This is a genomic window from Hallella faecis, assembly GCF_018789675.1.
In the GTDB taxonomy this organism is placed as follows: Bacteria; Bacteroidota; Bacteroidia; order Bacteroidales; family Bacteroidaceae; genus Prevotella; species Prevotella faecis.
The window spans coordinates 1-12,829 of record NZ_JAHKBE010000035.1; the positions used below are offsets into that span (position 1 = coordinate 1).

General features: G+C 50.7%; 8 protein-coding genes. 6 read left to right on the top strand and 2 right to left on the bottom strand.

Annotation, left to right across the window (positions count from 1 at the left end; genetic code table 11):
- The first annotated feature begins 199 nt into the window (after window positions 1-199).
- The 6 genes from KM934_RS08710 to KM934_RS08735 all read left to right on the top strand — a co-directional run bounded on the left by KM934_RS08710 (window position 200) and on the right by KM934_RS08735 (window position 6,875).
- Window positions 200-628 carry a Spi family protease inhibitor gene (locus KM934_RS08710; RefSeq protein ID WP_252344954.1) on the top strand — a complete coding sequence of 143 codons (429 nt, stop codon included), beginning with the start codon at window positions 200-202 and terminating at the stop codon, window positions 626-628.
- Window positions 613-1,374 (top strand): T9SS type A sorting domain-containing protein, encoded by a 762-nt coding sequence (locus tag KM934_RS08715; protein ID WP_215760233.1) that lies wholly within the window; start codon window positions 613-615, stop codon window positions 1,372-1,374. Before KM934_RS08710 ends, KM934_RS08715 begins: the two co-directional genes overlap by 16 nt.
- A gap of 250 nt (window positions 1,375-1,624) precedes the next feature.
- Window positions 1,625-3,049, top strand: coding sequence for a Na+/H+ antiporter NhaC family protein (locus tag KM934_RS08720; protein WP_215760234.1), 1,425 nt, complete (start codon window positions 1,625-1,627; stop codon window positions 3,047-3,049).
- A 68-nt stretch (window positions 3,050-3,117) separates the two neighbouring features.
- The gene (locus KM934_RS08725; protein WP_215760235.1) at window positions 3,118-4,140 is read left to right on the top strand and encodes an Rpn family recombination-promoting nuclease/putative transposase; all 1,023 of its coding nucleotides are present in this window, start codon (window positions 3,118-3,120) and stop codon (window positions 4,138-4,140) included.
- Between the two features lie 189 nt (window positions 4,141-4,329).
- Complete coding sequence (locus KM934_RS08730) at window positions 4,330-5,535, top strand: hypothetical protein (RefSeq protein WP_215760236.1); 1,206 nt, start codon at window positions 4,330-4,332, stop codon at window positions 5,533-5,535.
- A gap of 362 nt (window positions 5,536-5,897) precedes the next feature.
- Window positions 5,898-6,875, top strand: coding sequence for a type I phosphomannose isomerase catalytic subunit (locus KM934_RS08735; RefSeq protein ID WP_215760237.1), 978 nt, complete (start codon window positions 5,898-5,900; stop codon window positions 6,873-6,875).
- A gap of 733 nt (window positions 6,876-7,608) precedes the next feature.
- Here the strand turns inward: KM934_RS08735 and KM934_RS08740 are convergent.
- Together KM934_RS08740 and KM934_RS08745 are read right to left on the bottom strand one after the other, a co-directional pair.
- Window positions 7,609-11,487 (bottom strand): DEAD/DEAH box helicase family protein, encoded by a 3,879-nt coding sequence (locus KM934_RS08740; RefSeq protein WP_215760238.1) that lies wholly within the window; start codon window positions 11,485-11,487, stop codon window positions 7,609-7,611.
- Between the two features lie 78 nt (window positions 11,488-11,565).
- Complete coding sequence (locus tag KM934_RS08745) at window positions 11,566-12,561, bottom strand: restriction endonuclease subunit M (protein WP_215760239.1); 996 nt, start codon at window positions 12,559-12,561, stop codon at window positions 11,566-11,568.
- Window positions 12,562-12,829: the final 268 nt, after the last annotated feature.

Below are 12,829 nucleotides of genomic sequence, written 5' to 3' on the forward strand. Positions count from 1 at the left end.
CCCCCCCCCCCCCCGCCCCCCCCCCGAGTCGTGATTTGGGATAAAAGCCCGCATGGCTTCGCGTTGTTTTGACACAAAACCATTATCTTTGCACCCTCAAAACGCACGGACCCATACAGTCACATCCCGAATAGGATCGTCAGGGCGTAGGCTGGACAAGGGTGCGACAGGCGTGCTTTGTAGATTCTTGAACAACAAAATGAAACATCAGACAAACGCATTGGGACATAGACGGGCGCGTGGTTGGAGGGCCGCGGCCGGGTTGGCAATGGTGGCGACACTGCTGCTGGCAGGCTCACCGACGGCCGGGGGCAAGAGCATCGACCCGCAACAGGCAGCGCTCATAGCCCAGCGCTACGTTAGGTTGGCGGGGGCAGGCGCGGCTCAGGCACCGGCACGTGGCGTGGTTCCGACATCTGGCGCACCTTATTATCTATTCAACGACGCCCGTGGCAACGGTTTTGTTGTCGTGGCGGCCGACGACGAGATGGGTGAGGTGCTGGCCTACGGCACCGCCGGACCTTTGGACACGCTCAATGCCAACCCCTGCGTGAAATGGCTGTTGGAGGGTTATCGCCTTTCGTATGAGGCATTGCGCCAGGTCGTTACAAGGTGCAACTGGAGTTGACGGCCGACGAGGATGGAACCCAGCGCTATCCCATCAACCCAATACACGACTGCGACACGGCCTACCTCGAAGTGGCGAAGGCTGAGGAACGCCCATTGCTGGCGAAGGCCGAGGTGTTTCTGGCCGACGACTCGAACGACAAGGTGGAGGAGGGCTATATCGACCTCGCCAAGCAGTCGCTTTTCAAGCTCGGCGTGGCGCTTCGCGCATCGGAAGGCCGCACCTACGAAGGTCCCGTGAAGATGTGGAGCGAAGACATGGCGACAAAGGAGAGAACACAAGTGCAGGGCATCGACGACGAGGTGATCGTTTCGTCGTCTTACGATGTGCCGCTCTTCAGCTATTGGTTGCGCAAGGGCAACCTGCCATGGGCCGACGGCCACACCTATCGCATCATCGTGATGGGACAATGGGAGGGTGTGGATGTGGAACTGGGGCATGCCGATGAACCTTCTTATTGCCTGAAGCGCGAGGGCGATCTCGTTACCCTTTTCAGAGGCACGCCCACACAGATAGAAGGCGTGCAAGCCTTTGGCGTGAGACGCGAGGGCTGTAGACTCGTGGTTTCGGGCAGTGGGACGAGAACGGTGAGACTCTATAACGCGAATGGTCAGCTGGTGAGACAGATATCGACCTGTGGCAAACAGGCTGTGGTGTCGCTGCGAGGCATGCCAAAGGGTGCATATTTGCTACGATTGGAAGGCAAACGGAATGGCTGCTGGCGAATCCTTTGGGACGGACGCTGACATGCCTTCTTCCACATGATGGACGTTGTAGGTCCATTGGGAATGACGGACCTGACAGGCCATTGTGCATGAAGAGCGATTGGCTTGGGCATAACGAACGACCAGCGTGGCTAAGGAATCCCGCCTCAGTTATTCGGGCCGCGCTTTGGCGGTGGGCCATTTTTGTTGTACCTTTGCAGCAGAGAAGTGTTTCTGTTACAACACAAACCCACCAACCATGTTTCAAAACCGCAATAAAAAAGGAGAACTTTTGAAAAAGCGACCGTCGGCGATGCTGTCGCTTTTGCCTATCGCCGTGCTTGTGGCGATGCTCATCGCCACCATCAAATCGTTTGGTAGCGACGCCCTCAGCGGCGCCTCGCAAATAACGCTGCTCACCGTGGCCGCCTTCTGCGTGCTCATCGGCATGGGCTATCTCAATGTGCCCTGGGCCAGCTTCGAGAAAGCCATCACAAAGAACGTGTCGAGCGTGTCGAGCGCCTTGGTCATCTTGCTGCTCATCGGCGCCCTTGGCGGCATTTGGATGGTGAGTGGTGTGGTGCCCGCCCTTGTGTATTATGGTGTGCAGATCATCCATCCCAACATCTTTCTTGCCTCCACGTGTGCCATCTGCGCCTTGGTGAGCGTCATGACGGGTTCGTCGTGGACCACCATCGCCACCATCGGCATCGCCCTCATGGGCATTGGACGGGCGCAGGGCTTCGCCGACGGATGGGTGGCCGGAGCCATCATCAGTGGCGCCTACTTCGGCGACAAGATATCGCCTCTATCTGAAACCACCACGTTGGCATCGGGAAGCCTCGGCGTGCCATTGTTCAAGCACATACGCTACATGCTCATCACCACAGTGCCATCGATGGCCATCGCCCTCATTCTCTTCGCCATTGGCGGTCTGCTCACCAACAGCAGCAACGCGCAAGACATCGACACATTTACGCAGGCCATCAGCCAACGCTTCAACATCACGCCGTGGCTGCTCTCGGTGCCTGTGCTGACAGGTGTGCTCATCGCCCGCCGTGTGCCGCCCATCATTACGCTTTTCCTATCGTCGCTCTTGGCCGTGGGCGCCGCCATGATTTGGCAGGCCGACGCGCTCAGAGAGATCGACCCATCGCTCTTCTGCGCCGCCATGCAGAGCCTGTGTGGAAGCACCTCGCTCCACACCGACAGCGACATGCTCACATCGCTCGTCGCCACACGCGGCATGGGCGGCATGATGAACACCATCTGGCTCATCATCTGCGCCATGTGCTTCGGCGGAGCCATGTCGGCCTCGGGCATGGTGGGCGGCATTACCCGTCTGTTTATCCATCTCATAAAGGGCCGCACCTCGCTCGTGGGATGCACCGCCACCACGGGCCTGATGCTCAATGTGGCCATCGCCGACCAATACCTGTGTATCCTGCTCACGGGCAACATGTTTCGCGACGTGTACGACAATGAGGGCTATGAGCGCCGATTGCTCAGCCGAACCACCGAGGACGCCGTTACCGTAACCTCCGTGTTGGTGCCCTGGAACACTTGCGGCATGACGCAGAGCACCGTGCTTGGCGTGTCGACCTTCTCTTACCTGCCTTATTGCTTCTTCAACCTGCTGTCGCCGCTGATGAGCGTAGTAGTGGCGGCACTCAACTATAAGATATTCAGGCGCAAACCGTTAGCCGAACAAAATTAATGATTTTTAGGTGCCTATTCGTTTGAATGTGGAGAAAAACGTTTATCTTTGCATAAAACGACGAACCTATGGCCAAATTTATCAATCCGTTCACCGATATCGGTTTCAAGCGAATCTTCGGACAGGAGATATCGAAGCCCTTGATCATCGACTTCCTCAACAGTCTGATGGAGGGCGAGGAGCACATCGAGGACATCACGTTTCTCGACAAGGAGCAACCGGCGCTCTATGAGGACGACCGATCGCTCATCTACGACATCTACTGCCGGACGGAGCGTGGCCACAACATCATCGTGGAGATGCAAAACAAGTCGCAGCCCTACTTCAAGAACCGTAGCATCTACTATGTGTCGGAGGCCATTGCGCGACAGGGCGAACGCGGATCGTCGTGGCAGTATGCCATCGACGCCGTGTACCTGGTGGCGTTTCTAAACTTCAGCCCGATAGACTTCGACAAGAAGTTTCGCACCGACGTGACGCTGACCGACAAGGAAACGCACAAGATGTTCTCCGACAAGGTACGCATGACGTTCATGCAACTGCCCCTGTTTGACAAGGAAGCCGACAACTGCGACAACGATTTCGATAAATGGATTTATGTGCTTAAAAATATGGAAACATTGACACGACTGCCATGGGCGGCCAAGAGCTCCGTGTTCCAACGTCTGGAACAGATTGCCGACGTGGCCTCACTGACAAAACGGGAGCGCATGAAATATGACGAGGGACTTCGCAAGTACCGCGACACCCTGTCGGTGCTCGAAGGCGCAAAACAAGACGGCCTGGCCGAAGGACGAGCCTTGGGGCATGCCATGGGTCATGCTGAGGGCTTGGCTGAAGGACGAGCTGAAGGACGAGCTGAAGGACGAGCTGAAGGACGAGCTGAAGGACGGCAAGAAGGCTTGGCTGAAGGCCGACAAGAAGGCCGACAAGAAGGCCGACAAGAAGGCTTGGCTGAAGGACGGGCTGAAGGCGCCAATAGCGAGAAGCAGGACACCGTCAACCGGTTGCTTGCTGCAGGCACAAGCATCGACGTCATTGCCATTGCCACAGGTCTCTCGAAAGAAGAGGTCGAGAAACTGATAAAGTAAGACTATCGGCCATAGTCGACCGAGAAACGCCCAGCGTGTTTCACCACGACTTATGCTACAAACACGGATTACGCTTTAGAGAACAAACATCATGTTGGTTAGGAAAGCACAATCCGTGCTTTTTTATGAAATGCCAGCCTCAACTTACACAATATCCCAAACAACCACTAACGAAAACAAAATAATCCAATGATCAAGAAATTACTATCAATCACGCTCTTCGCCCTGGCAAGCCTTACATCGTTGGCTCGCCCGCATGGCGAAGCATTTGCTATCCTTATTGAGAAAGCCAACATTACCGGACAATGTTTCCAGTTCTACGACCAATGGTCGACCCAAGACGTGGAGGACATCTGGAACCAAGGCAGAAACGCCAAGTCGGTGAACTACACACGGGCAGGATGGCTCGCCATCTCACAAAAAGAAAGTGCGGATCAAAAATACAAGTACAACTCATTCAAGGAGATCAAGAAAGCGGCTGACAACGAAGCGAAGAATGGCATCTTCCTACATTCGCTGACCCTGGCAGAAGTGGGAACACGCTGGTACTGGATTGGCCTCTCCGAGAATCGTCCCAACATATCGCGTCAGGTAGTGGAAATGGTGAAAACCAGCAAGCTCAACCAATGGATGGCCGAGAAAGCCCAACAAGGCCTGAAGGTGATCAACTGCGCCAGGAAAATAACCGAGTGTGCTGTCGTGGCACACGACGGAACCGACATCGACCGCCAGGAGGCCTGCCTCTATGAGACGGCTCAAGAAGCGCTCGACGACGTTAAGAGGCATTGGGAGGCAGGATGGCGCGTCGGCCTGATCGATGTGTCACCCATGAACAAGTACACCATCGTCTACAACACCTACACCACACCGCGCGAAGGCGAACAGTATCTGGCTTTCTGCGATTCCAGGGAAAGTGCCAAAAACTTCATCAATGAGCACGCTCACAATGGTTACTTCATCACCCATGTGGGTGGAGCATTCTACCCTGGCGCTACTGACGAGAACGGCAACCCCATGTCGTTCATGCAAATCATGAGCGGACTGGTTTCCACCACTGCCAATCTCGTAGGATCCATCAATGGCGGCAAGGATGGCGGTGGTGCAAGCGACGGTGGAGGAAGCGACGGCGAGACGGCCAACACCGCATCGTGCCGCACCCAGGAAGATTATCAGAGGGAATATGACAAATGGGCCGAGAAAGCACGCCACGCAGCCTTGTCGCATTATAAGAGCAGCAAGATCGACAACCAAACCGGGCACAAGTCGGGCGAGATAACAGCTGGCAACCGCAAGATTCTTCGCGGCTACCAAAAGCTCATGCGAGGGGTAGCCGACGCCGCCTCAAAAGCCGGATTCACCCTAAAAAGGGCCGACATAGAGTCATTCGTTCCCTAACCACCGCTCCTGGCAAGCCCACTGACCGACGGTCAGGGTGAAGCGGCCATGATCTCATAGCTACACGTTGCGGATGCACGTGTTGCATGAATACCAACGTTTTCGTTAAGCCAGATGAGCAGAGCTAAGCTTGCTTAAGCTCTGCCATGGCGAGAAAACGTGCCATGAAATGGAACAAATGACCATGCATACCATCAAATTCTGAACCCAGAGCGAGTGCTTTTACAAACAGATTCCGTAAATTTGCACCTGCCCGTTGATGTTACGAAATGACAAAGCGACACCTGTCGTACCCAACGAAGCGACATGACACTTGTCGTAAGATGATAACGCTTTAACCCAAACATATATAAAACAAAGATATGAAGCCTTATAAATTTGAACCCTACCTGAAAACCACATTATGGGGTGGCTATCAAATTGCGCCTTTCAAGGGAATATTCACGGCGCAGCCCAATATCGGTGAGAGCTGGGAAATAAGCGGCGTGCCCGGACACGAGAGCGTGGCCATCGACCGCGGACTGGTGGACGACATCGACATGGGCCTCACACTCACCCAACTCATCGAGAAATACAAAGGACTGCTCGTGGGCAACAAGGTTTACAAGCATTTCGGCAATAAGTTTCCGCTGCTCGTGAAATTCATCGACTCGCGACAGGACCTTTCCGTGCAGGTGCATCCCAACGACGAACTGGCCATGGAGCGCCACGGCTGCGCCGGAAAAACGGAGATGTGGTATGTCATCAAGAGTGATGTGGGGGCGAAAATTTACAGCGGCCTCAGGAAAAGCATCACGCCCGACGACTATGAGCGGTTGGTGAGCGCCGACAATGAGGAGAATGGCGAGAACCCAATGGCTTCGGTCATCGCCACCCACGAGGCGCACGACGGCGACTTGTATTTCCTGCCGGCGGGACGACTGCACGCCATTGGCGCCGGCAACTTCCTGGCTGAGATTCAGGAAACATCCGACATCACTTACCGCGTGTACGATTTCGGACGCAAGGACGCGCATGGCAAGCCGCGCGAGCTGCATATCCAGGAGGCGCGCGACGCCATCGACTACCAGGTGTGGCCCGAGTATCGCAGCAGCTACGACAGCACGAAGCCCATATCGCAACTCATCAACTGCCCACACTTCATCGTTCACCGCGTGGTGGTGCAGGTGGCCTCGCAAGTCGATTTCAAGACCGACTCGTTTGTGGTGGTCATGTGCCTGTGGGGTGAGGCCAACATCAATGGCGTGCACATCCATCAGGGCGAAACCATCCTGGTGCCGGCCTGCGAGAATGTGCTCTACATCTTTGGCAACGCATCGTTCCTCACCGCCACGCTTTAGCGGGCGCTGATGTGGGAAGCGTCCGCCAAGGCGCGGTTTATTCCACCAACAAGGTTATCCTTTCGCCGTCCTTGAGGTTGCGCCTAACGCCCAGTCCCTGCCTGCAAGGCGAAAGCCGCCAACAGGAGGCCCAATAATAACATGCCGCATCTCATTCCTTCTGTTTTTTATATGAAATACGAGCGGAAATGCCGAAACACTTAAAAGCACGGGCGGGCATCAACTCTGACATGAGTGATAGCCACTATAGCTCATGATGCGGGGGCAATTTCTAAACAAGTTGTGGAATACCCAGAAATCTTTGAGCACCGTTACGATTTTAACCAAAATGCATGCGTTTTGTTCATTTCATCCATTCCGAACTTAAGCTTTGCATCTTCTGAGTGGATAGTTATAGCGTATAGCTCCTCAGCCAAGTCGAAGAACCCTTGCCCTAGCTTGAAATCACCTGCATGGATGGCAACGCTTGAAAGCATGGGCCTCCTTCTTTAACTTCGTTCCACGAAATATCGCCAAGTAGATTGCCAAGCACCCCTCTGTCGTAAGGGTTTGACATATCAAGACGTACACCTGATCGCTTAAGAAGGTCGGTGTAGTTTATCACCGACTTTCTTTTAGCTACTTGTATAAGAACCTTCTTTATACGAAGATGGTCTTCTGTGTAAGGCACCAATTCACTCATGGTAGTTTGAATTTCAGCTTGAACAGTTGATTGGAATTGCTACATAGTTTCTTATTCTTCAGCAGAATCCTTCATTGCTTGAACCTTCTCATTAATAAAGAGAATTTCTTCGGATGTCAACTGATATTTCTTGCAGAGGAAATCATTGACGTCGTCTACTGAAAGACTCCAGTCAACATCAGAAGTCTCGCAAAAGTCTTGCTGCGGAACATACTTCCACTTTTCAGGAGTAATGTCCTGAGTGGTCTTAAGCACACCAAGAAGAGCTCTAACAAACTTTGTGGCAATGTACTTCTTCAATGCAATAGCCTCATTCTTAGTACGGAAGTTTCCAATGCTAACAAAAGACTCCGTATTGGCAACGGCAGGCTCGCCTATAATCGGTGGAGTCAACATTTCGCCGAAGGTACCAGTGCCATTGGCTTTAGACAAGAACAACTTGTATCCGTCAAGGTTCTCCACTTCTCGGATATAGTCGCGCCTTACAAATTTCATGGCTCTTACGTTGCCTACACGCCCCAATATGCGAATGTACTCGTTCTCATCGTTTGGCTTTTCGTCAAAGAACACCTGTGGAAGGCGCTCAAAGATATTTGTCGACACATCGTAAGGATGGCCATTACTAAGCTGGCCGATGGCCTCAGGATGGTCCTCGTGCATCTTGTCGGTAAAGCGATAAGCGGTGCGTGATATCACCATGTCGCTCATAGGCTTGAAACCTTTATGGTTACTAACAGTTTGCAGGATGGCATTCAGCTCGGGATACGGAGTGAACAAGCCTATAGGCCCCTTGTTCACCTGGTCATCCCTGAGGCTGATGGTTATTCCGCCTTTGATGTCTGTGTCGTCGAACAGTTTGTCGCTCTTAGGCCAAAATTCACAAATGCCAAGATACTTATCTTCCAGCATCTTCTTATTCCAGGCTTTAGGCGTACTGCCAGCGTTAGACAAGAACCTTGCTGGGTGAATCATTTCCACCACACCCGAAACAGAATACGCACAATCCAAGAATAGGTTATAGAGTGGGCCATTGTAGGTTTTCTGCTCACCCACAGCATTATCCTGATACGGCGGATTACCTATAATAACATCTGTACCCAACGTAATAAGCTCTTCCATTATCTTTTGCTTCTTTTTCTCGTTTATCAAATCATAAGAATTGTAATCCTCTATCACATTCTTCACTGGTAGCCCCAACAACTCATAAACCTTACGCGTAAACTCGTAGGTTAATGGAGAGGTTGGCAACGAATAAATGGTGTTCTTTATCTTGTTGCCAAAAGCCTTGAATAAAGCATTGGCAAACTCGCCTTGCTTCGAGGCTATATCAAGAATTCTTGTTCCTTTCTTTATTCTGTTGGCAGGCAAGTAGGCTACCATCTTGTCGGCAACCCATGTGGGGGTGACGACTTCAGAGGTCGATAGCCTGCCAAATTTCTTCATGGCCCTTTCCACACGCTCGTTTGCGGGAATCGACTTGTCGTGCGACAATTGGTTCATGTGCGAAATCTTGTAGTCCAAGTCGCTTAGCACAAAGGGATTAATGATGGAGCGAATGGCCAACAACACCTCTTTTCCAATTCCCACATTGCGCGCAATGCGCCTATTGGCTTCGTTAGAACCAATCGTCTTGAGAATGTCGTCGAGCGATGCCACTTTGCTATCCGTTAGGAACGCAAAAAACAATATTAAGGAATAGAATGTCGACAATTTCTTGAGAAGTTCATCTTGCTCATCCTTACTGTTGCCGTTCTCATTCTTAGGCGTCGTCCCGCCTTCGTCATCTTTGCCGTTCGTGGCATCGCCTGTGTCTATGTCGTCACCGTCTTCTTTGTAAGCAGGCATCTTGATGCCTTTCTTCGATCCAATGGGGTATAGTGTTTTCAAAGCACCAAGCACATCTTCGTTTGTAAGCAGACTTGCGTCGACTGGTATATCGGTTGCTTCGTCCAGAATGCTCTTGTTGGCAGAATACGCATCTACTGCCTCAAGAATGTCGTTGGGCTCCACCTGCCGCATCTTATCCTTATTGATAACGATAATCGGCGATATTCTCAGTTCCTCCGCAATGCGCTCACTCAGTTTGCCGTTGCCTTTCTTGTCGGTGTTGACATTATAAATCTGCGCCTTCGACTCTTGCATCCGAAACATTCTCGCAGGTTCAAAATCAACCAGCAGCGTCTGCGGCTTCATATTGTACTTGATAACATGGCCTTCCTCGTCTCTATATTCGCGCACATACTGGTTTTGCAAGCGGAAAATAGCCTGGTCGTACTCTTGCGGCGACACCGTGTCTTTCAGATAAACCATTGTGTCCCATTGCTCAACGGTGGTACCTGTAAGCATTCTGTTTACCGTCAACGTAATGGTCTTAACGCCGTGGCTCTCCAGTTGTTCTATCTTGTCCTTTACATCGCGAACCGTGCGAAACAGCCCTTCGTTTTCCACACCAGCAATATTGAGCAACTCATATTGGCCAAGACATTTGAAATCGTTTTTATGCTCCGTTATCAGCGATTCGGCAGCGTCGCAAGAAGCACGATAAGGCAATACGAACACTATATGCCGACATAGTTTGCCGTTCTTGATTCGATCGTCGTTGAGGAATCCAAGGATGTTATTGTCCTCCTTACTTCCATCTATTGCCATCAACAAGTCGAGCACCTCTTTCTCGTGCACGAATTTCTTGTGGCTCCCATCATTTCTTTTAAGTATCGATTTTGGTCGCAGCAATTCGTTAAGAGCATATTCCAGATGTTCTTTCTTAAGTTCCTCCATTTTCCTCAATGCCGATTCGTTAAGGTTGAACGCAAAGCGAATCATCTGGGGAAATCCATAGTATGGGTTGTCCCATTCGTTGATGTTGTCGGCGTTGATATGCTTATTGTCCCATTGTTCCTTATCCTTTACGATATCGGAAAACTGATAGAATGCTATGACGTCGTCTTTTTGAAACTCACTTCCCATTAGAATTCGATAGGGAGTGCCCGAAAGGTGCAATCGAACCTTTGAGCATAAGCGTTTCAGTTCCTCATTGTCGTCGTAAGCATCGGATGTGTCAGCATATTTCGTTTCCGACTTAAACTCCGTCTTGCTACCTCTCAACACCTTGCCATACTCTTCGGCACGAGCGCCATAATGGGTCTCGTCGACAATAAGCATGTCCCACTGACGGGAGAATATGTTGGCATGCTGCGACTTGATAGTGTTGCCGCTCAAATCCTGAAGCGTAAGGAACACCACTGCCCTATGTTGGTTTCTGAGTGTGTCGCTAACGGCGTCAGGGTTTCTTTTAAGCGAATCGGCATCTATGAAATCGAAGCCTTCGAAATTCTTAACGCTTTCTACCGTCTTCTTCCATTCGTTCTTCACGTCGGCCTTGCCCGACACAACAAGTATAGCCCTGTACCTCTTGTTTGACAGGACGCAGCTGAGAGCTGTAAACGTTTTGCCAAAACGCATCACAGCATACATCAGAAGGTTGGTCCTCCCTTTCTTTACAGCTTTTGTGAAATTGGAAACAGTCTCTTCCTGATTGGGGCGCAAGTCAAACGGAGTGTCGCCACGCTTGTAGGTAAATGTTTGGGCTGTAGGACGTTCCGCAAATGTATAAAACTGATATTTGCCCTTGTTTTCAGCGAAATCCCTCTTGATGTCGTCAATAGCTTCCATAACATCCTTATCCGACGCATGCTCGAAGAACTCCCTGGAGTAATAAGGCAGTTGCTCCATGTCGGAAGGGAGCAGTCGGTGCAACCGCTTGTCATGCTCAAGATAATAGTGGATTGCGAAATCACGATAATACACATCTTGATCGACCTTCGATATGGCCGAATAGGCTTTTTCAAGATCAGGGAAGTACCGACGCCACTCATTGAGACGCTGATCTATAGGACGATACGTGTCGCCCACTTTCAGGTAGTTGGGCACGGTACCTGTAGTAAATGCGTAAATCTGTGGCTCCACACGCCCAATGATGTATTTGTCAAGAATGGAACGATCCATAAATTACCGTTTTTTGCTTAAAAGATGAAATGGATAGGTATTGCCCGAGGAGAACGCTTTGAGCAACACGGGTATGCCATTATGATTGTGAATATTGTTAGTCTTGCACCCTGGACAAGGGGTTCGTTCTATCTCGCCATACAGGTTGCGATTTTCCACATCGTGGCACGAATTGGGTATGACTCCTTTGAGGCCATCCATCTGCCAAACATTCCATGATATGATGTCGGCTATTTCTCTTACCAACTCATGATCAGGTCGCTCGCCAAACTTGTATTCGTAATTGTCGATAAAGGTGTAAAGCAGCGATTCACGAGCCAAAAGCAGGTTGTCGCCTTGCCATTCGTAAGCCCTACTGGTTTGGTAGGCGGTTACCGCCGCATCAAACCAATCCTCACGGTTGCAGGTGTTTTCGTTAACGATCCTTAGTTTACGATCCAAAAAGCCTATCCTGTCCTCTATGTGTATGGCACGGCCTGTTGTTGTGTCATAGCGACTTGTCATGAAGGGAGCTTCGCCACACGTAATCTCCATCCAACGCAACTTAACATAGTCTTCCCACGTTTTTCCTTCAGGGATGGCTATTTTCCCCCTAAACGTTTCCCATGTCCTGCGCTCTTCGCCCGTTTCGCGATTGAAGGCGTCTCTTCTTCCAAAGAATTTCTCATCGATGTTGTTGACCATGATGTTGCACACCCAAGAAGGAGTAAACACCTCTGCCATTTTCTTCACACGCTTGCTTTGAGTCGACTTTTTCTTCATAACACGGGGCATAATGACATTGGCATGCTCACCTGTGATACGCTCGGCCTGAATCTCATCATAATAAGAATAACCTTCGCCTAAATGTTCATAGTCGTGAGTAGCCCAGAAGATGTGGTGTGTAGTCCCATCATTCTTGTATGCTGTTACAGAACGATCGGTGAGCAGGATGTTTAAGATATCCTGTCCGTATTCCTCCAAAAGGTTGTTTTCTTTTATGTCAACTTCGTTTGTCATTCAATAACGCGATTAAAAAACGGCAATTAGTAGCTGGAGCGTAATGGAATCCGAAAAGCATTGTCACAACACATGCCTTCACCAGTAGTAATTACAGTCTACTTTTCTCACCTTTCATGGTATGTATGTACATAACTTCGTGCAAATATAACAAATTCTCACGAGCAACGTAAACAATTAGCCATGATATTGAGAACAAATCTGTCATTCATGGATCTTTAGGTGTTTTTGTCGCCGGTGCTCATTTAGGGGTGGATGCAAAATAATT

Coding starts and splice junctions, on each gene's coding strand:
- KM934_RS08710 (WP_252344954.1), top strand. CDS start 200: ATGAAACATCAGACAAACGCATTGGGACATAGACGGGCGCGTGGTTGG.
- KM934_RS08725 (WP_215760235.1), top strand. CDS start 3,118: ATGGCCAAATTTATCAATCCGTTCACCGATATCGGTTTCAAGCGAATC.
- KM934_RS08730 (WP_215760236.1), top strand. CDS start 4,330: ATGATCAAGAAATTACTATCAATCACGCTCTTCGCCCTGGCAAGCCTT.
- KM934_RS08735 (WP_215760237.1), top strand. CDS start 5,898: ATGAAGCCTTATAAATTTGAACCCTACCTGAAAACCACATTATGGGGT.
- KM934_RS08745 (WP_215760239.1), bottom strand. CDS start 12,561: ATGACAAACGAAGTTGACATAAAAGAAAACAACCTTTTGGAGGAATAC.